General features: G+C 68.7%; 18 protein-coding genes. 6 read left to right on the top strand and 12 right to left on the bottom strand.

Annotation, left to right across the window (positions count from 1 at the left end; all coding sequences use genetic code 11):
• Nucleotides 1–20 precede the first annotated feature (20 nt).
• The 3 genes from W7S_RS19305 to W7S_RS19295 form a co-directional block, all read right to left on the bottom strand.
• Nucleotides 21–1,115, bottom strand: a complete 1,095-nt coding sequence (locus tag W7S_RS19305) for a homogentisate 1,2-dioxygenase (protein ID WP_009955104.1) — start codon at nucleotides 1,113–1,115, stop codon at nucleotides 21–23.
• A gap of 231 nt (nucleotides 1,116–1,346) precedes the next feature.
• A complete protein-coding gene (locus W7S_RS19300) occupies nucleotides 1,347–2,318 on the bottom strand; it encodes an NADPH:quinone oxidoreductase family protein (RefSeq protein WP_014383089.1) in 972 nt (323 codons plus the stop codon).
• Nucleotides 2,319–2,340: 22 nt separating this feature from the next.
• Complete coding sequence (locus W7S_RS19295; protein ID WP_009955102.1) at nucleotides 2,341–3,339, bottom strand: acryloyl-CoA reductase; 999 nt, start codon at nucleotides 3,337–3,339, stop codon at nucleotides 2,341–2,343.
• 22 nt (nucleotides 3,340–3,361) lie between these two features.
• Here W7S_RS19295 and W7S_RS19290 point away from each other — a divergent pair, with 22 nt between their 5' ends.
• Nucleotides 3,362–4,219 carry an oxidoreductase gene (locus tag W7S_RS19290; RefSeq protein WP_009955101.1) on the top strand — a complete coding sequence of 286 codons (858 nt, stop codon included), beginning with the start codon at nucleotides 3,362–3,364 and terminating at the stop codon, nucleotides 4,217–4,219.
• Here the strand turns inward: W7S_RS19290 and W7S_RS19285 are convergent.
• From W7S_RS19285 to hisN, 3 genes are all read right to left on the bottom strand, one after another.
• Nucleotides 4,212–5,417, bottom strand: a complete 1,206-nt coding sequence (locus tag W7S_RS19285; protein ID WP_008259399.1) for an acyl-CoA dehydrogenase family protein — start codon at nucleotides 5,415–5,417, stop codon at nucleotides 4,212–4,214. The two genes, W7S_RS19290 and W7S_RS19285, sit on opposite strands and share 8 nt — an antisense overlap.
• 43 nt (nucleotides 5,418–5,460) lie before the next feature.
• Nucleotides 5,461–6,858, bottom strand: coding sequence for an acyl-CoA dehydrogenase family protein (locus W7S_RS19280; RefSeq protein WP_014712159.1), 1,398 nt, complete (start codon nucleotides 6,856–6,858; stop codon nucleotides 5,461–5,463).
• An 80-nt stretch (nucleotides 6,859–6,938) separates the two neighbouring features.
• A complete protein-coding gene (gene hisN / locus W7S_RS19275) occupies nucleotides 6,939–7,724 on the bottom strand; it encodes a histidinol-phosphatase (RefSeq protein WP_008259395.1) in 786 nt (261 codons plus the stop codon).
• Nucleotides 7,725–7,757: 33 nt separating this feature from the next.
• Between hisN and W7S_RS19270 the strand changes: the two genes are divergently transcribed.
• The gene (locus W7S_RS19270) at nucleotides 7,758–8,102 is read left to right on the top strand and encodes a hypothetical protein (protein ID WP_008259393.1); all 345 of its coding nucleotides are present in this window, start codon (nucleotides 7,758–7,760) and stop codon (nucleotides 8,100–8,102) included.
• 6 nt (nucleotides 8,103–8,108) lie between these two features.
• Here the strand turns inward: W7S_RS19270 and W7S_RS19265 are convergent, their stop codons facing one another.
• From W7S_RS19265 to W7S_RS19245, 5 genes are all read right to left on the bottom strand, one after another.
• The gene (locus tag W7S_RS19265; RefSeq protein WP_041297983.1) at nucleotides 8,109–9,194 is read right to left on the bottom strand and encodes a PPE family protein; all 1,086 of its coding nucleotides are present in this window, start codon (nucleotides 9,192–9,194) and stop codon (nucleotides 8,109–8,111) included.
• A 48-nt stretch (nucleotides 9,195–9,242) separates the two neighbouring features.
• A complete protein-coding gene (locus tag W7S_RS19260) occupies nucleotides 9,243–10,412 on the bottom strand; it encodes a PPE family protein (protein ID WP_041297982.1) in 1,170 nt (389 codons plus the stop codon).
• A gap of 446 nt (nucleotides 10,413–10,858) precedes the next feature.
• The gene (locus tag W7S_RS19255) at nucleotides 10,859–11,656 is read right to left on the bottom strand and encodes a slipin family protein (RefSeq protein WP_008259382.1); all 798 of its coding nucleotides are present in this window, start codon (nucleotides 11,654–11,656) and stop codon (nucleotides 10,859–10,861) included.
• A complete protein-coding gene (locus tag W7S_RS19250) occupies nucleotides 11,653–12,279 on the bottom strand; it encodes a hypothetical protein (protein ID WP_014712156.1) in 627 nt (208 codons plus the stop codon). The genes W7S_RS19255 and W7S_RS19250 overlap by 4 nt, the downstream gene beginning before the upstream one ends.
• Before the next feature lie 2 nt (nucleotides 12,280–12,281).
• Nucleotides 12,282–14,612: a nitric-oxide reductase large subunit gene (locus tag W7S_RS19245; protein ID WP_014712155.1), complete on the bottom strand. Its 2,331-nt coding sequence runs from the start codon at nucleotides 14,610–14,612 to the stop codon at nucleotides 12,282–12,284.
• A gap of 191 nt (nucleotides 14,613–14,803) precedes the next feature.
• Here W7S_RS19245 and W7S_RS19240 point away from each other — a divergent pair, with 191 nt between their 5' ends.
• The 3 genes from W7S_RS19240 to W7S_RS19230 are packed head-to-tail and all read left to right on the top strand — an operon-like array spanning nucleotide 14,804 to nucleotide 17,990.
• On the top strand, nucleotides 14,804–15,610 hold the full coding sequence (locus tag W7S_RS19240) for a universal stress protein (protein ID WP_014712154.1): 807 nt from the start codon (nucleotides 14,804–14,806) through the stop codon (nucleotides 15,608–15,610).
• A gap of 24 nt (nucleotides 15,611–15,634) precedes the next feature.
• Nucleotides 15,635–16,285 (top strand): response regulator transcription factor, encoded by a 651-nt coding sequence (locus tag W7S_RS19235; RefSeq protein ID WP_008259378.1) that lies wholly within the window; start codon nucleotides 15,635–15,637, stop codon nucleotides 16,283–16,285.
• A gap of 31 nt (nucleotides 16,286–16,316) precedes the next feature.
• Nucleotides 16,317–17,990: a GAF domain-containing sensor histidine kinase gene (locus tag W7S_RS19230; protein WP_081490168.1), complete on the top strand. Its 1,674-nt coding sequence runs from the start codon at nucleotides 16,317–16,319 to the stop codon at nucleotides 17,988–17,990.
• Here W7S_RS19230 and W7S_RS19225 read toward each other — a convergent pair.
• Nucleotides 17,970–18,962 (bottom strand): NAD(P)H nitroreductase, encoded by a 993-nt coding sequence (locus tag W7S_RS19225; protein ID WP_014712152.1) that lies wholly within the window; start codon nucleotides 18,960–18,962, stop codon nucleotides 17,970–17,972. The genes W7S_RS19230 and W7S_RS19225 overlap by 21 nt on opposite strands.
• 147 nt (nucleotides 18,963–19,109) lie before the next feature.
• Between W7S_RS19225 and W7S_RS19220 the strand changes: the two genes are divergently transcribed.
• A complete protein-coding gene (locus W7S_RS19220) occupies nucleotides 19,110–19,511 on the top strand; it encodes a group III truncated hemoglobin (protein ID WP_008259375.1) in 402 nt (133 codons plus the stop codon).

The raw sequence follows: 19,511 nt of genomic DNA, 5'->3' as shown, positions 1-19,511 counted from the left end.
CTCCTCCTCATCGCGGGTCATCAATGTTGTCCTAGGTCGTGGGCGAGTATTTCCGCCGACGGGGTCAGCCGGCGGCGGGTGTCGATGGCGATCACCTGCCAGTCGACGCGGGAGTATTCGTCGAACTTGCGGCGCGCCCGTTCGCGCGCCTTTTCGGGTGCGCCGTGGTGAACCCCTTGCGGCGCATGCGAAATCAAACCTGGCGGCATCGGGATGCCGTAGAGCGAGCCGCCGTGGAAGAAGGCGATCTCGTCGTAGTCGACGTTGCGGTGATACCACGGTGTGCGCTCGGTGCCCGGGACGCCCTCGGCGGGCTTGGGCAGGAAGTTCATCACGTAGACGCCGGTGGCCTGCATGAACAGGTGCACGGTCGGCGGCAGGTGGACGCTGTCGGAGGTGACCACGTTGTAGTCTGCGATGTTGAACGTGAACGCGAAGTTATCGCCGCGCCAGCCCTCGACGTCGAGCGGATTGTGTTGGTAGAACAGCGTTGTCGGTCCGCCCTCGTGGATCAGCCGGACCTCGTACTCGCCGCCGGACGCGTCGTCGTCGGCGGGGACCGGCTCGGGGATGACGACCTGCGACGGGTCGAAGGGGAAGTGGCGGCCGAGCGCGCCGGGGGGCGGTATCCGAAACTCGTCGCGGGCCTCGATCATCAGCATCGTCGTCGCGGTATCGGGCAGCTGGCGCCAGGTGCACGCCTTCGGGATGTACAGCCAATCGCCCTCCCGATAGCGCAGCGGCCCGAACTCCGTCTCGGCCAGACCGGTGCCTTGGTGGACGAAGCACAGCAGGTCGCCGTCGACGTGACGAGCGAAGAACGGCATCGGCTCATGGCGACGGCTCAACAGAATTCGGCAGTCGTCGTTGCTGAACATCAGCAGCGGCCCGCCACCCGCGTCGGTGGCGTCGCCGGGCTTGAGCTCGCTGGACAGCACGTCGAGGGGGCGCAGCGGGCCGACCGACCGGTAGGCGGTGGGATCGTTGCGCCGGTAGAGGTTGGCGGTGCGACCGGTGAACCCGCCGCGGCCCAGCTCGTCGTCCTTGAGCCCGTCAAGATCCGCATGAAGCCGGCGTGGCGTCTTCCCTTTCCGCAGGTGCACAAAGGATTCCATGGACGGCTCCTCCGATGGGCCAAGCTCGGCGGTCACAAAACTGAAAGTGACATTACTTTTTGTTTTGGTCGGACACAAGGGCCGCAAGAGCGCCAGGCCGTCGTCGTCTCGCGTCAGTCACAGTCGCCACAGGCGTCTCCGGCAGGCCGGACCCGCTCGGTGCCCACCTCCCAGCGACAACTCCGATGGCAACGCGCCCGCTCGCTGGGAGGCGGCCAACAAATACGTCCGTCAACCCCGGACGCGCAGCACGACCTTGCCCTTGGCGGTGCGGTTTTCGAGTGAGGCGACGGCGGCCGCGGCCTCGTCCAGCGGGTAGGTGGCCGGCTCGGGCGGAGCCAGCTCCCCGGAGGTGAGCAGACGTTCGAGGCCGGCCCATTGCTCGGCCAGCGCGCCCGGATGCGTGCCCGCCCACGCGCCCCAGCCCACGCCGACGACGTCAATGTTGTTGAGCAGCAATCGGTTTACCTTGACGGTGGGGATCTCACCGCCGGTGAATCCGACGACCAGCAGTCGTCCGCCGGGGGCGAGCGAGCGCAGGGAATCGGTGAACCGGTCGCCGCCGACCGGGTCGACGACGATGTCGACGCCACGGCCGTGGGTCAGCTCCTTGACCGCGTCCTTGAACCCGTCAGCCAGCACCACGTCCGTCGCGCCGGCGGCCGTGGCGATGTCGGCCTTGTCCTGCGTGCTGACGACGGCGATGGTGCGCGAGGCGCCCAGCGCCGGCGCCAACCGCAGCGCCGAGGTGCCGATGCCGCCGGCCGCGCCGTGGACCAGCACCGTCTCGCCGCGCTGCAACCGGCCCCGCACGGTGAGCGCGAAGTACACCGTCAGGTCGTTGAACAGCAGGCCGGCGCCGGCCTCGAAGCTCACGTTGTCGGGCAGCTTGAACACCCGGTCCGGGGCCAAGATTGCGACCTCGGCCATGCCGCCGGACAGCATCGTGAGGCCGACGACCCGGTCGCCGGGACCCACGTGCGCGCCCTCGGGCGCCGACCGGACCACGCCGGCGATTTCGGCGCCCAGCACAAAGGGCAATTGCGGGCGGTACTGGTACAGGCCGCGGGTGAGCAGGGCGTCCGGGAACGCCACCCCGGCGGCGTGCACGTCGACGACGACCCCGTCACCAGTCGGTTCGTCGATGTCGGCCAACTCGACCGAGTCTGGACCATCGAGCCGAGTCACCCGTACCGCGCGCATGCCAGCAGAGCCTACTGCCGCCTCAAAAACCGCCCGCGACCCGCACCACGGCCCGGCCGGAGAACTTGCCGGCGCGCACCTGATCGATCACGCCGACGACGTCCTTCACGTCGACGTCGCTGACCAGCGAGTCCAAGTGACGCGGCCGCAACGAATCACCCAGCCGGGCCCACAGCGCGCGCCGCGGCCCGATCGGCATCAGCACCGAGTCCATGCCCAGCAGCGCCACACCGCGCAGGATGAACGGCATGACCGTGGTGTGCAGGGCGGGACCGCCGGTGAGACCGCTGGCCGCCACCGCGCCGCCGTAGTCGATGGTGCTGAGCACGTCGGCGAGCGTCGCCCCGCCCACGCAATCCACCCCGCCCGCCCAGCGGGCCTTGCCGAGCGGTCGCGGTTTGGCGTCGGGATCGGCGGGCAGGCGACCGATAACCTCCGCGGCACCAAGGGTTTTCAGCCGCTCGGCGGCGTCGGCCTTGCCGGTCGAGGCGACGACCCGGTACCCGGCGGCCGCCAGCAGGTCCACGCTGACCGAGCCGACTCCGCCGGTCGCGCCGGTGACGACGATGTCGCCGGCGTCGGGTGCGATGCCCCAGTCGATCAGCGCCTGCACGCTCATCGCCGCGGTGAAGCCCGCGGTTCCGATCGCCGCGCCCTCGTGGGGGCTCAACGCGCCGAGCGCCACCACCTGGTCGGCCGGCAACCGCGCGTATTCGGCGTAGCCGCCGTGGTGGCCGGTGCCGATCGCATAGCCGTGGGCCAGCACCGCGTCGCCGACGGCGAAGTCCGGTGAGGTGGACTCCACGACCTCGCCGGTCAGGTCGATGCCGGGCACCACCGGATAGTTGCGCACCACGCCGCCGCCGGGCGTCAGCGCCAGCGCGTCTTTGTAGTTGACGCTCGAATACAGGACCCGGATCGTCACGTCCCCGGGCGGTAGGTCGTCGGGACGAAGCGTCTCGACCGACGCGGTTATCCGGTCACCATCTTGGCGCGCGACGAGCGCGTGAAACGTGTCCATGCTTCGACGCTAACCTCACCGTATGGATCCCTTTCCACTCGGTGGGTTTTCGGTCAACCGCGTGGGCTTCGGCGCCATGCAACTGCCCGGTCCGAACGCGTTCGGCCCGCCGCGCGACCGCGACGAGGCGTTGGCCGTACTGCGGCGCGCGGTCGAACTCGGCGTCGACCACATCGACACCGCCCAGATCTATGGGCCCGACGTTGCCAACGAGTTGATCCGCGAGGCGCTGCATCCCTATCCGCCAAACCTGGCGCTGGTCAGCAAGGTCGGCGGGCGCCGCGACGGCGACGGGGCCTGGCTGCCGGCCGGCGAGCCGGCCGAGCTGCGCCGCGACATCGAGACGAACCTGCGCACTCTCGGCGTCGAGCGGCTCGCCGTGGTCAACCTGCGGGTGTTCGACAGCTCGGCTCCCGATCAGCTGTTCGACGACCAGCTCTCGGCCATGATCTCCGCGCGCGACGCCGGGCTGATCGGCGCAATCGGACTGAGCAACGTCAGCCGCGAGCAGCTGGCCCATGCGTGCGAGCGCACCGAAATCGCCTGTGTGCAAAACGCATTCAATCTCATTCACCGCGAGTCGGCCGCGGTGCTCGGCGAGTGCACGACGCGGGGGATTGCGTTCGTCCCCTTCTTCCCGCTGGGCGCGGCGTTCATGCGTCCCAACCCCGTGCTCGGCCATCAGCTGGTCCAGGGGATCGCGCAGCGCCTCGGCCGCACCCCGGCCCAGGTCGCGCTGGCGTGGACGCTCGGCGTGGCGCCCAACGTGCTGCTGATCCCCGGCACCTCGTCGCTGCGGCACCTGGAGGAGAACGTCGACGTCGCCTCGATCGAACTGGACGACGACGACCGCGAGCGGCTGAACGCGGTCGCTACCTGAGCTCGGCCGAGGACAGGCCCAGCAGTCGGCGCGCGACGACCAGCTGCTGGATCTGTTGGGTGCCCTCGAAGATGTCCAGGATCTTCGAGTCGCGCGCCCACTTCTCCAACAGGGTCTGTTCGGAATACCCTGCGGTGCCGGCCAATTCGACGGACTTGAGGGTGACGTCGGTGACCATCCGGCCGGCCTTGGCCTTGCTCATCGACGCTTCCTTGGAGTTGGGGATCTTGTTGTCGGCCTGCCAGGCCGCCCGCAACGACAGCAGGTAGCTGGCCTCCCAGTCGGCTTCCATTCGCAAGAACTCGGCGGCCGCCGCGCTCTGAACGTGCGCCGGTCGGTCATACGAGATCTCCACGCCGGCCTCGGTGAGGATCTTGCGAATCTCCTCGAGCGCCGCGCGCCCCACGCCGACGGCCATGGCGGCGACGATGGGCCGGGTGTTGTCGAAGGTCTCCATGACGCCGGAAAAGCCCTTGCCGACTTCGATTTCGGGGTTGCCGAGCAGGTTTTCCTTCGGGATGCGGACGTTGTCGAACCGGATGGCGGCGGTATCGGAACCCTTGATGCCCAGCTTGTGCTCGAGCCGTTCGACCGTGACCCCGGGGTGCTCGCGCGGCACGACGAACGACTTGATCGCCGCGCGGCCCTGCGACTTGTCCAGGGTCGCCCACACCACGATGTGCGTGGCGCGCGACCCGGCGGTGACGAAGATCTTCTCGCCGTTGATCACGTACTCATCGCCGTCCAGGGTGGCGGTCGTCGCGACCGCCGCCGAGTCCGACCCGAAGCCGGGCTCGGTGATCGCCATCGCCGCCCACACCTTGCCCAGGCGTTGCAGCTGCTCGTCGTTCGCGACGGCGGAGATGGCGGCGTTGCCCAGCCCCTGGTAGGGGACCGACAGCATCATCGCGAGGTCGCCCCAGCTGGCTTCCAGCGTCTGGAGTAGCGCGGCCATGTTGGCGCCGTTGTGGTTCTTGTCGCGCTCTTCGTCCTCGCCGCCGAGCGCGTTCGCTCCGGCGAATTCGAATGACTCCGAAGCCCCTTCGAAGAGGCTGAACAGGGTGTCGAGCTCGACCGGGTACGCGTGCTCCTTGAGGTCGTACTTGCGGGCGATCGGCCGCATCAACTCAGCGGCGCCCTGATGCGTCTTGGTCGTGACCGCTTGCATCTTGCGGGGCAGTTCCAGATTGATTGCCATGATTGAACTTTCAGCTCGAATGAGTTAACGACTTAGATGACTGCTAGATGACTAGGACACCCTCGGCGACGCCGATGGCCCGCAGGTCGCGGTACCACCGCTCCACCGGGTGCTCCTTGGTGTAGCCGTGGCCGCCGAGCAGCTGAACGCCGTCCAGTCCGATCTGCATGCCCTTGTCGGCGCCGAGTCGCTTGGCCAGCGCCGCTTCGCGGATGAAGGGCAGGCCCTGCTCGGCACGCGCCGCGCCGCGCCAGGTGATCAGCCGCAGCCCGTCCAATTCGATGGCGATGTTGGCGCACATGAAGGCGACTGCCTGGCGGTGGGCGATCGGTTCACCGAAGGCCTCGCGTTCCTTCACGTAGGGGACGACGTAGTCGAGCACCGCGTGCGACGTGCCGACCGTCAGCGCCGCCCAGCCCAGCCGGGACAGCGCGATGGCCTCGGAGTAATCCTGATCCGAGGCGTCGTCCTCGCCGAGGCGCGCGCCCAGCGGCACCGACACCCCGGAGAGCTCGACGTGGCCCAGGGCCGCCGCGCGCAGCCCCATGCTGGGATCGGCTTTCACGGTGAGGCCTTTCGCCGACGACTCGACGATGAACAAGGCCGGCTTGCCGTCGAGCTGGGCGCCGACGATGAAAAGCTCGGCGTCGGCCGCGGCCGGTACCAATGACTTCACGCCGTCGAGGCGGTAGCCACTCGGGGTGCGCACCGCGGTCGTCTTGAGCCGGGTGGGGTCGAAGAGCGGTTGCGGCTCGGCGATGGCCACGCAGGCCTGCGGCACGTTCTCGCCGGCGAATTCCGGTAGGTAAGTCGCCTGCTGATCGGCGCTGCCCCAATGGGTCAGCGCGGAGGCGACGCCGCCCGGCGCGAGCAGCGGCAACGCCAAGCCCATGTCGCCGTAGGCGAGCGCCTCGGCGACCAGCACGTTGGTCACGCTGGAGCGGTGCGCGGCGATGCCGTCGAAATCCTCGGGAATGTTGATCGCCGTGATGCCCAGCTCGGCGGCCTTGGCGATCAGGTCTTGCGGGTAGGTGGCCGCCTCGTCGGCGTCGTGCGCCGCGGGGCGCAGCACTTCTTCGGCGAATTCGTCGAGGGTCTCGACGATCATCTTCTGCTCGTCGTCGGGCGTCAGGTCGAAATAGTCCTTGCCGCTGGACTTGAGCCGGGTCGGCCCGGTGCGCAGATTCTGGACCCGCTTGAACTGCCGAGAAGTCGTGGCGGCCGTAGAGAAAATCGTCTTGGTGCCGTAGCGCAGGGCGCGGTTGAGCGGGTCGCGCAGCTGGTATTTGTCCAGGAACTCCTGGCCGACGAGCGGGGTGATGAGCGCGATGGCGATGTCGACGCCGGTGCGTTTGTGCGGTTGCAGCCCGACCGCGGACTTATGGTCGCGCCGTTTGACGCGCGAGCGGGCGGTTGTTTTTGGTGAACCGGTATCGGTCATGGGTCAGCGGCCTCAGGTTGATGGGCAAGCGGATACAGCCGATCTTACTCCGGAGTAAGATCACAGAGAACACTTGTTAACTAATTCACAGTGAGGCTGCCGAGCACCTGCCCCTGCAGCAGGCCGTTGGTGGCCACGGCGCTGCCATGATGCGGTCCCGCGGTGCCGTCGAGCGCCGTCAGCGTCCCGCCCGCTTCGCGCACCAGGATGTCCAGCGCGGCCAGATCCCATACCGACACTTCCGGCTCGGCGGCGATGTCGACGGCCCCCTCGGCCACCAGGCAATAGGACAGGAAGTCGCCGAACGCGCGCACCCGCCACACGGCATCGGTCAGCGCGATGAAGCGGTCCCGCACGCCCAGCTGCGCCCACCCGGAAAGACTGGAGAACGACAGACTGGCCGAATTCAGTTGCGCCACTGAGGAAACCGATATCCGGCGGGGTGGTGTGCCGTTGAGGGCGACGAACGCGCCGTGGCCGTCCGCGGCCCACCACCGGCGCTGCAACGCTGGGGCGCTCACAACGCCGACGACGGGGACGCCGTCGTGCAGCAACGCGATCAAGCTGGCCCAGACCGGCACCCCGCGGACGAAGTTCTTGGTCCCGTCGATCGGGTCGATGATCCACTGCCGCCCGGTGAAGGCGGTGTCTCCGCCGAATTCTTCGCCGACGATGCTGTCCTTCGGCCGTTCGCGCGCGAGCGCCTCCCGCAGCTCGGTTTCGACCGCGCGGTCGGCATCGGTCACCGGCGTCAGATCCGGTTTGGTGTCAACGCGCAGGTCCAGCGCACCGAATCGGGAGGACGTCAACGAGTCTGCGCGGTCGGCAAGCGTCAGTGCCAGCGCCAGATCCTCGGTGCCACTCATGACGCAGTCTTATCACGGCCCTACGATGGCGGGGTGTGGGAATTCGGACTGCTGATCCTCCTGATCGCGGTGCTGGCGGTATTCCTCGTCCAGCGGTTCGTCCCGCGCGGTCCCCGCGGTGAGCTGCTGAGTGGCACGCTGCTGGTGACTGGAGTCAGCCCGCGTCCCGATGCCACCGGCGAGCAATTCGTCACCATCGCCGGAGTGATCAACGGCCCCTCCGTCAACGAACACGCGGTGTATCAGCGCATGGCCGTCGACGTGGATCAGTGGCCGACCATCGGTCAACTCTTCCCGGTGCTGTATTCGCCCAAGAATCCGGACAACTGGAGAATCGCCCCGCCGACTCCCCCCGCACCGCAGGAGCCGCAGGCCTAGGGCGCGTCAGCCGGCGGCGGGCGGGCGCGTCATGACCGTGATGCGAACGCCGTAGCGGGGCACCACAAGCGGTGCCCGCCGAACCGTCCCTCCGGGTATGCCGGGGACGCCCGCGGCGGCGGGCCCGGTGCGGGCGAGCTCCTCGGTCGCCGGCAGCCCGGACCACCCGCCGCCTTGCAACGCCGGGACGGGGTCACCCGCCGTGGCGGCCCAACCCGCGGGCACCGACATCGGGCCGATCCGGCCGGCGCGGGCCAGCACCGCATTGACGTTCCCCAGACCGGACGCGGCGCCGCTGAGCGCGGGAACCTTGGGGAGCGCGGCCGGAACCGCGGCGAGATTCGGCAAAATGCCCAAGTTCTTGTCGGCCTGGATGATTCCGGCGTTGAATCCCTCCGCCGTGAACAGTGATCGGAAGGCGACCTGGGTGCCCAGGATGGTGTCAAGGACGCGAAAGTCGAGCGGGATTTCCGAGGCGCCGGGCGCGGCCTGCGCGCCCGCGGTTGAACCGGTGGTGCTGGCGTCGGCTTGGGCGACGGCGGCGCTTTGGGCGCTCACCCCATCCGGATCGGTGGCTTGGCGCGGGGCGGAGAACGGCGAAAACTGCACCGCCGCAGTAGAACTGCCGGAATAGCTGTACATCGCGGAAGCGTCCTGGGCCCAGAAATCGGCGTACTGGGCCTCGTTTGCCGCGATCGCGGCGGTGTTCTGCCCGAAGAAGTTCGTTGCCACCAGCGTCGCCAACTGCGTGCGGTTGGCCGCGACCACGGGTGGGGGCACGGTCATGGCGCGCGCCAGCTCGTAGGCCGCCGCCGCCGTCCGGGCCTGCATGGCCGTCTGCTGTGCCCGCTCGGCCGTCGCGTACAGCCATCCAACATAGGGGGCGGCGCTGGCCGCCATCGCCTGGGATGCCGGCCCGTGCCAGTACAGGTTGGTCAGGCCGGACAGCACCGATTCGCACACGGCGGCCGTGATGCTCAACTCGGCGGACACCGAGTCCCAGCTTCCCGCAGCGGCCAACAACGAGCCCGACCCGGGACCCGCGTACATCCGGCCAGAGTTCACCTCTGGAGGTAGAAACCCGAAATCCATTGTCTTACAGCGCTATCAGCTGCGTACAGCGGCCCTGCCGGCGGTGCGTCACCCGGCGGCAGGCGGGCGTGGCATCACCGTGAGCCGCACACCGTAGCGGGGCGGGACGCCCGCGCCGGCGGTTCGCGAGGCGCCCCCACCCGGCATGCCGGGGTAACCGGGGTAACCGGACGCCATCGGCTCCTCGGTCCCCGGCAGCGTGGTGAAGCCCGCCGGTGTCAACGGCGAGATGTGGGTGCTCGTCGGTGCGGCCCAACTCGCGGGCACCGACATCGGCCCGATCGAGCCGGCCCGCGAGAGCGTTGCCGTGACGTTGCCCAGCCCCCCGCCGAGGCCCCCACCGAGTCCCGCTGTGGCACCGCGGAGTGCGGGCGCTGCAAGCCTGGGGGCGGCGGCCACGGGCTTGGCGAGGATGCCCAGATTGTTCTCGGCCCCGATGATTCCGGACACGAACTGCTCCATGTTGTACGGGGCGCTGAAGCCAAGGCCCGTTCCTTGAATGGCATCCAGGACCCGGAAGGCGTTGGCATTGGCGTTGGCCGCACTGGTGGTCGATGCGTCCAAGTAGTAGTAGTTGTTCACCGTCGTTCCGGTGGTGTCGTCCAGCGCCGAAAACGTCTGCGTGACGGCCTTGTTGGCGGCGGCGTTGCTGTTGGCCGCGGTCACGGCGGCCTTCTGGGCGCTCACCCCGGACTCGTTGGTGGAGTTGGTCGCGGGCGCAAACCGCGGCAACTGGGTCGCGGCCGCCGAGGACACCGAGTAGCCGGACATGGCGGCGGCGTCCTGGGCCCAATAGTCGGCGTACTGCGCCTCGGTGTCCGCGATGGCCGCGGTGTTCTGGCCGACGATGTTCGACGCCACCAGCGCCGCCAGCAGCGTGCGGTTGGCGGTGATCACGGGCGGGGGCACCGTCATCGCATACGCCTGCTCATAAGCCGCCGCGGCCGTCCGGGCCTGCATGGCCGTCTGCCTGGTCTGCTCGGCGGTCACCTGCAGCCACTCGGCGTAGCGGATGGCGGCGAACGCCATCGCCTGCGCTGCGGGACCGCGCCATTGCAGGTCCAGGCCCGAGAGCGCCGATTCGTAGCCCTCGGCGGCCGAACTCAGCTCGGCCGACAGCGCGTCCCAGCTTCCCGCCGCGGCCAACAGCGAGCCCATGCCGGGGCCCGTATACATCCGGGCGGAGTTGATTTCTGGTGGAAGAAAAGCCCAATCCATGTGGATACATCCCCTCAAAGTGCGGTCTGTGGACAGACGCCACTGGCGCCGGCGCTTGCCGCAACGGCGTTGATCAAAGTTGGTGGGGCCGTTCCCAGGCCGGCGTGACAAGCCGGCAAAGCTCATCCCCGCGTCGGGGGACGGGACGGCCGGGCGCGATCGCTCCGCGCCTGCCTAGCGGGCAGCGCGGTACTTATCGAGTTGGCGGACCGTGCGCACAGGGCATCGCGGGAGACCTTCGGTTTTTGGGCCCTTCAAAGGTCGCAGGTGCGGCCGACGTGTGCGGGGTTTTGTGTATTTCACGGCGCCGACCAGGCAGAATTAAGACTACGTTTGCCCATCGTTCATCTTCTGTTCACCGAATCGGCCTCTAGATCTACGCGTGTCGAATATTGAAAGTAATTGACGCGCTTGATATTTGGGCTAACCCCGGCGTCGGCCCGCCGTCAACCGCGGTGGTTGAAGCTGTCGACCACACCCCGCAGCATCTCGGGATTTCGGAGGAACGGCGTGATGATGTCGACCGGCAACGGGAAGACGACGGTCGAGTTCTGATCGGCCCCCAGCTCCAGCAGCGTCTGCAGGTAACGCAACTGCAGTGAGGCCGGGCTCTTCGACAGGGTCTCGGCGGCCTCGCGCAGCTCCTCCGAGGCCTGCAACTCGCCGCGGGCGTTGATGACCTTGGCGCGGCGCTCGCGTTCGGCCTCGGCCTCACGCGCCATCGCTCGCTGCATCGACTCGGGGATCTCGACGTCTTTGATCTCCACGACACGGACCTGGATGCCCCAGGGTTCGGTCTGCTTCTCGATGATCGTGCGCAGGTCGCTGTTGAGGTCCTCGCGGTGGGCGAGCAGCGTGTCCAGGTCCGCCCGGCCCAGCAGCGAACGCAGGGTGGTCTGGGCGATCTGCGAGGTCGCGACCGCGTAATTCTCCACCGCCAGAATCGCTTTCAGCGGATCGGTCACCTGGAACATCACGACGGCGTTGACGCGGGCCGGCACGTTGTCGCGGGTGATCACCTCCTGCGGCGGAATGGTCAGCGTGACCAGGCGCTGGTCGACGCGAATCATCTTGTCCAGAAGCGGAATGAGGAGGCGCAGCCCCGGGGCGTACAGCGGACGTACATGTCCCATCCGGAACACCACCCCGCGTTCGTACTCGCGCAGCACCACCAGCGACCACGTCGCCAGTACCACAAGCACAACGAATCCGGCGGCGATGAGACCGATCACCAGTGTGGTCATGTCGTGTTGTCCTCCTTGGGCTTCCAGCCGCCCCAGCGCGTGGAGTAGCGGTCGATCGCCGCCGCCACCTGATCCTCGATCGCGGTGCGGTGCGGCAGGTGTTCAGGCGCGTTCGACGGAGTGTTCCACAGGTGGCGGACGAGCGGCGCTCCGAGCAGTGCGACCAGCAGCACGGTCGCCATCAGGACCAGCGCGTCCGCGGCCGAGTGGTTGGCGATCAAGGTGGCCAGCGGCAACACGATGCCCAATGCCGCCACGCAGCAGGCGATTCCGCGGTGAAACCGGCCGGCGTCCGAATGCGGCCACGGGTCGATCTCGCGGCTGATCTCGCGACCGTGCTCCGATGTGGTGCAGTCGGATTTGACGGGGCAGCTGTTGCAGACCACCGGCAGCGCGCGGTACCGCATGACCCGGTGCTTGGGATCGAACGACGTCGGCCACAGCCAGTGGTCCTGCGGACATATCCAGGCGTCATGGTCGGGCCGGTAGGTGAATTGGCCTGTGCGCCAGCGCGCCGCGTGCGCCGACGCCCGTCGGGCCATGACGTCGAAACTCCACCCGACGGCCAGCAGGGCCAGGGAGTACCCCGCGATCAACCACACCGAGGTCGCCGGCGCGGTCACCGTCAATCCTTCGCCGGCACCGCGGCGCCGGCCTCCGGCTCGACCGCGGCCTGGGTGTACAGCGGACTTTCGGGCAGCTCCTGCGCCGTCGTGCCCGACCGGAAATTGCGCAGCGCGATCCAGGCGATCCAGACGAACGGCAGCACGCCGCCGACGATCAGGATGACGTCTCCGGGTAGCCGCAGCCATTCGAGTACCGCGTTGCCCGGCTTGGTGATGTAGCCCAGCGACCGCGCCTCGAAATAGCCGTCGTTGACCGAATGGTAGAGCTGCAGCACGCCCAGCGGCAGCAGGGTGGCGAACACCATCCACGCCAGCCCGATGTTCATGCACCAGAACGAGATCCGCGCCAGCTTCTCCGGCCACTTGTCGGCCGGGATCACGTACCGGAAGGCGAACATGGCCAGGCCGACGGCGAGCATGCCGTAAACACCCATCATCGCCGCGTGCCCGTGGTTGGCCGTCAGGGCGGTGCCGATCTGGTAGTAGGACACGATGGGCAGGTTGATCAGGAACCCGAAGATGCCCGCCCCCAAGAAGTTCCAGAATCCGACCGCGACCAGGAACATCACCGCCCAGCGATGCGGGAAGGGATTGGCGTCGCCGGATTGCTGGCGCGCGCCGAGTTGCAGGAACGCCCACGCCTCGACGGTCAGGAAGGTCAGCGGTATGACTTCGGCGGCGGAGAAGAACGCCCCCAGCGCCATGTGCTCCACCGGCGTGCCGGAGAAGTACAGGTGATGCATGGTGCCGATGACGCCGCCGGCCGAGTACAGGATGACGTCGAGGAAGATCACGCCGAGTGCGATCCGCTCGCGCACCACACCGAGCAGAACGAACATGTAGGCCACCATCACGGTGGTGAACAACTCCAGGAAGTCCTCCACCCACAGGTGCACGACCCAGAACCTCCAGAAGTCCGCGACGGTGTAGTGGGCGTCGCTGCCGGCCAACAGGCCGACGGCGTAGAAGGCCGGGATGGCCAGCCCGGAGAAGAAGAACAGCCAGGGCATGTTCATCTTCGACTCGGTCTTGAGCCTGCCGCGGATGCCGCGCCAGATGATGGCGATCCACAAGAACATGCCGACGATCAGCAGGACCTGCCACAGCCGCGGCAGGTCGAGGTACTCCCACTGCTGGGAGAACAGCCCGCCCGCGGGGATCACGCCATAGATGGACAGCGCTTCACAGATCAGCGAGCCGAACACCACCACGGCGACCGCCCCGAGCAACACGTAGGCGAGCAACGCCTGACGCCTGGGTTCGCGACGCGCGATGAACGGCACCAAGAAGATGCCACCGGCCAAAAACGCCGCCGCCGTCCAGAACAGCGAGAGCTGCAGGTGCCAGGTGCGGGCGAGGTTGTACGGCAGCACGCGGGCCAGGTCCAAGCCGAAGAAGTTCGACAGGTCGGCCCGGTAGTGCTCAGCGGCCGCGCCCAGCAGCGTCTGCGCCAGGAACAGCACCGAGACGATGGCGAAGAACCAGATGCAGGCTCGTTGCGCGGGCGTCAGGCTCACCTCGCCGGGTTGGCGGAAGGACAGGGTGGACGACTCGGCGCTGTGCCAGCCGACCTTCTGGCTCCAGCGGCCGTAGACCGCGAACATGATGCCGATGCCGCCCAGCAGGGCGATCAGCGACAGCGCCGACCAGACGATCACCGGAGCGGTGGGGCCGTTGTCGACTCGCGGCTCGGCGGGCCAGTTGTTGGTGTAGGTGTACCGGTGCCCGGGGCGTTCGGCCGCCGCCGCCCATGCCGTCCAGGCGAAGAACCCGGTCAGTTCACGGATTTGCGCCCGGTCGGTGATCATGTGGGGCAGCAGACCGTATTTCGTCGAATTCTCCCCGAAGTAGGCCGCGTACCGGTTCTGGATGTGGTCGAACGCCGCGGCCTGCCGATCGGTGAACACCAACGTCTTGGTCGCCGGGTTGTAGCGGTTGGTGCGGAATTCGGTGACCACCCGATCGCGCGGCTCGGTGACACCCTGCGCCCGCAGTTGATCGGCGACGTCCTGCGTTGCCGCGCGCAGGTATTCGGCGGTGTAGTCGGGTCCCAGGTAGGCGCCGTGGCCGAGCACCGAGCCGTATTCCATCAGTCCGCGCGCCTGGTAGAGCTCCTGTCCGCGGGTGATGTCCTCGCCGGTGAACAGCAGCTGACCGGATTCGCTGACGACCTTGTCCGGCATCGGCATCGACGCCGAATAGGTGCGGTAGGCCAGAATTCCCATCACCAGGAAGCCGAAGATCATGACGAGGGCGACACCCTGGACCCAGCCTTTGCCGACCAGCGGCTGTGCGGACGACGTCTGGGCAGCGGACTGTTCAGTGGCCATTCGGTGAACTCCCTGGTGGACGGCGGGGCTGGTCCGGGTCACGCACGTCAAACCCTAGTTTCGGCCCCACCCGATTGAAAGGGACTTCTGGCACCCAATCGGGGACCAATGCCTCTGGGAGGCGCCCTCGCGCGCCAATAACGTGGGTTCATCAGGGGATTCGTCCCCCCGGCTCGATGAGGGAGGCCGCGATGAGCGACATGAAGGCAGCCCCGACGATCGTCGTCGGCGTAGACGGCTCGAGGGCCGCGACTCACGCGGCGGTGTGGGCCATCGACGAAGCGATCGAGCGGGACATTCCGCTGCGCCTGGTGTACGCCATCGATTCGCGCGACGCGCGCAACGCCCACGATTCCGATGTGGCCTACGCCGCGGCGCGCGCCGCACTGTTCGACGCGCGCGCGGCCGTCGAGGCGACCGGCCGGCCGGTCAAGGTGGAAACCGAAATCCTTTGGGGGCGGCCACTGACCAAGCTGCTGGACGAATCGCGATGGGCGGCGATGGTCTGCGTCGGATCGCTCGGCCGCAACCACGCGCTGCGCGGGCAGGGGGTGGTGGCCGCGCGCCTCGCCGGATCGGCGCTGTGCCCTGTGGCGGTCGTCCACCAGCCGCCCGGCGCGCCGGCAAGCCCCGCCGTCACCGCCGTCGTCGCCCAAGTGGACAATGGTTCGGTGCTGCGTCACGCGTTCGAGCAGGCCAGGATGCGCGGGGTCGCCCTGCGGGCAATCTGCTTGCGCACTCCCGAGACGCCGGACGACGTCGTGTACCAAAACCGTTCGGCACGAGCGCAATTGAGCCGCCGACTGGCCCGGTGGACGCGCCTGTATCCGGACGTGCCCGTCGAATCGGCCGTCGTCCGCGGGGGCGTCGAGCGTTACCTGGCCACCGACGCCGAGCCCGGCCACGTGTTCGTCGTCGACGCGTGCCTCGCCGACAACTTGTGCGGCTCGTACAGCGCGAAGAGCTCGATTCTCACCGTACGATGCGGCAACCTATAAGGAACCGATCCCGGGAGCGACACCTTGGTCAGAGTCTTCTTGGTCGACGACCACGAGGTGGTGCGGCGCGGCCTGATCGACCTGCTGGGCGCGGACCCCGACCTCGACGTGGTCGGTGAGGCGGGCTCAGTCGCCGAGGCGCTGGCCCGGATCGGGGCGGCCAATCCGGACGTCGCCGTGCTCGACGTCCGGTTGCCCGACGGCAACGGTATCGAGCTGTGTCGAGACCTGTTGTCGCGCATGCCCGATTTGCGCTGCCTGATCCTGACGTCGTACACCTCCGACGAGGCGATGCTGGACGCGATACTGGCCGGCGCCAGTGGATACGTCGTCAAGGACATCAAGGGGATGGAGTTGGCCCGTGCCGTCAAGGAGGTGGGCGCGGGGCGCTCGCTGCTCGACAACCGGGCCGCGGCTGCGCTCATGGCGAAGCTGCGCGGCGGCGCCGAGCGCGAGGACCCGCTGTCGGGCCTCACCGATCAGGAGCGCAAGCTGCTGGCGCTGCTCAGCGAGGGCCTGACCAACAAGCAGATCGCGGACCGGATGTTCCTGGCCGAGAAGACGGTGAAGAACTACGTGTCGAGGCTGCTGAGCAAGCTTGGCATGGAGCGCCGCACCCAGGCAGCGGTGTTCGCAACGGAATTGAAGCGCACGCGCCCGGACGGGGACCGGTGAGGTGACCACGGCCGATCAGGACGACGCGGGAATGCGGTTGCGCCGCACGCTGTCCCAGCTGCGCCTGAGCGAACTGCTGGTCGAGGTGCAGGACCGGGTGACCCAGATCGTCGAGGGCAGGGACCGGCTCGACGGCCTGCTCGAGGCGATGCTGGTGGTGACCTCGGGGCTGGAGCTCAACGCCACCCTGCGCTCGATCGTGCGGTCGGCGACCAGCCTCGTCGACGCCCGCTATGGCGCCCTGGAGGTCCACGGCGCCGACAACCGGGTGGTGCACTTCGTCTACGAGGGTGTCGACGAGGAAACGGTGCGGCGCATCGGTCATCTGCCCGAAGGCCGGGGGGTCATCGGACTGCTCATCGACGAGCCGAAGCCGCTGCGGCTGGAAGACGTCGCGCAGCACCCGGCCTCGGTCGGGTTTCCCGAAAACCATCCGCCCATGCGGACGTTTCTCGGTGTTCCGGTTCGGGTGCGCGACAACGCTTTTGGCACGCTGTACCTGACCGAGAAGACCAACGGCCAACCGTTCAGCGTCGACGACGAGGTGCTGGTTCAGGCGCTGGCCGCGGCCGCGGGGATCGCGATCGCCAACGCCCGGCTCTACGAGCAGGCCAAGGAGCGCCAGTCGTGGATCGAGGCCACGCGTGACATCGCCACCGAGCTGCTGTCGGGCAGCGAGCCCGCGACGGTGTTCCGCCTGGTCGCCGAGGAGGCGCTCAAGCTGACCGCGGCTGACGCGGCCCTGGTGGCCATCCCGGCGGGTGAGAAGGAGCCCGCGGCCGAGCTGCTGGTCATCGAAACCATCGGCAGCGCAGTCGCTTCCGTCGGCGGCAGCGCGATACCGGTGGCCGGCACGCCGCTCGGTGAGGTGTACACCACGAGCGTCCCGCGGCGCGTCGAGCGCCTCGAACTCGACGGCGTGGACGACGCGGGACCCGCGCTGCTGCTGCCGCTGCGGGCCGCCGACACCGTCGCCGGCGTCGTGGTCGTGCTCCGCCACGGCAGCCCGGGCTCCTTCGGCGACGAGCAGCTCGAGATGATGGCCGCCTTCGCCGATCAAGCCGCCCTGGCGTGGCAGCTGGCCACCTCGCAGCGCCGCATGCGCGAACTCGACGTGCTCACCGACCGCGACCGCATCGCCCGCGACCTGCACGACCACGTGATCCAGCGCCTGTTCGCCGTCGGCCTGGCGTTGCAGGGCACCGTGGCCAGGGCGGCCGAACCCGAAGTGCGGCAACGGCTTTCCGAATCTATCGACGACCTGCAGGGCGTCATCGGTGAAATCCGCACCACCATCTTCGATCTGCACGGCGCGTCGCAAGGCATCACCCGGCTGCGCCAGCGCATCGACGAGGCGGTGGGCCAGTTCGCCGGCTCCGGACTGCGCACCACCGTACAGTTCGTCGGGCCGCTGTCGGTGGTAGGCGCCGCGCTGGCCGACCATGCGGAGGCGGTGGTCCGCGAAGCCGTCAGCAACGCCATCCGTCACGCGCAGGCCACCACCGTGACGGTCCGGGTCGCGGTCGACGACGACCTGACGATCGAGGTGGCCGACAACGGGCGCGGGATGCCGGATCAGTACACCGGCAGCGGCCTGACGAATCTGCGGCGACGGGCCGAACAGGCCGGCGGCCGGTTCGACATCGACGGCGCGCCGGACACGGGGGGGACGGTGCTGCGCTGGTCAGCCCCGCTGCTCCAATAGCCCTGCCCACTCGACGATTTCGGACACGTCCCGGCGCGGCGTCGACGGCAGCGGATCGGCGTTGATCGGGGGCCAGCCCACCCGTAGCAGCATCTGCGGGTAGCCGCCGCCGTCGAACACGTCGGCGCGCACGGCCTCGCGCGTCTCGCGGACTTCCAGCGGCTCGGTGATCGGGCAGCACGCCAGCCCCAGCGCCGTCGCGGTCAGGGCGACCATGCTCGTCGCCTCCCCGGCGCGCAGCCGCGACAACCGGTCGTCGCCTTCGGTGCCCAGCGCCAGGATCGCGGCGCCGTCCTCGGCGGGCGACGCGCCGGAGGGGGCCAGCATCGGTTCGGCGAACAGCCGGCCCGGGATCGGGGCGCTGCGGTCCGACGGCGGGGTATTCCTGGCCGGCACCCCTGCCACCGAACCGTAGCGCCCGCTCCACCTGGTGAGCTCCACCAGGTAGTCGTGATTGGTGATGTGGGCCCAGACTGACTGCGCCACAATGTCTTTCATCCGGTCCACCGCATCGACCTGGCGTAGCATGACCCCGCTGCGGGCGGCCCGGGCCGCCATCAGGGCGATGTCGCCCGGCGCCACCGGCCACCAGCTGTAGGCCCGCCGGTCGGTGCGTCGCCGCGGGATGGCCGCGGCCAGCGCGATGTCGACCTGGTCGGGGGAGTGCGGCATCACCTCGACGGCGGCCAGGTAGCCGGCGTCGTCGGGGTCGGGGAGGCGATGCACCTTGGCCTTCCAGCCCAGCGCGGCCAGGGCCACGACGCAGTGATGCAACGCGGCGCCGCAGCTGATCATCAGGTCGCGGCCGTCCGGGTCGGTGTTCTCCAGCTGCCGGTTGGGCTCGCAGTAGAACTCGAGGTCGGCGCCGCCCACCCGCCACCGCCATGGCTGCGTGTTGTGGATCGAGGGCGCCCGCCCGGCCAGCGTCAGCGCCGTCCGGATGGTCACGGCGTCGGGGAAATAGGGATACATGATTGCCTCTCCGGCCTCACGGTGAGCACCCGCGATCATGACCTCCAGCTTCGTGCGTCGACACCGCAGGCGGGAGAGGCGAAAGCCCCGTACACAAGGGACTTTCGGCCCTGCCGCCCACCGGCGCCCGCGGCGGATAGTGGACGCATGGACCTGGCCGACCGGACCGACATCGAGGTGCTGCTGCGACGCTTCTACGAACGCGCGCTCGTCGACGATGTCCTATCCGAGCCGTTCGCGCAGCTGCGCGCGGCCGGGCTGGACGGGCACATCCCCACGATGTGCGACTTCTGGGAGACGGTGCTGTTTCGCGCAGGCCGGTGCCGGGGCAGCGCGCTGAACGTCCACCGCGACATCCACGACCGCACACTGCTGTCGGCCGACCACTTCCGGCGCTGGCTCGACCTTTGGTGTCACACGGTGGACGAGATGTATCGCGGCCCGGCGGCCGAGCGGGCGAAGGTGCAGGCCGCCAGGATCGCGTGGGCGATACACCGCCGGCTGGTGGGCGTGGACGCGCGCGAGCCCGACGCCCTCGTGGCCCGCTGA

The sequence above is a fragment of the Mycobacterium sp. MOTT36Y genome (genome assembly GCF_000262165.1).
Lineage (GTDB): Bacteria > Actinomycetota > Actinomycetes > Mycobacteriales > Mycobacteriaceae > Mycobacterium > Mycobacterium intracellulare.
This window is presented reverse-complemented; position numbering and strand designations above follow the sequence as displayed.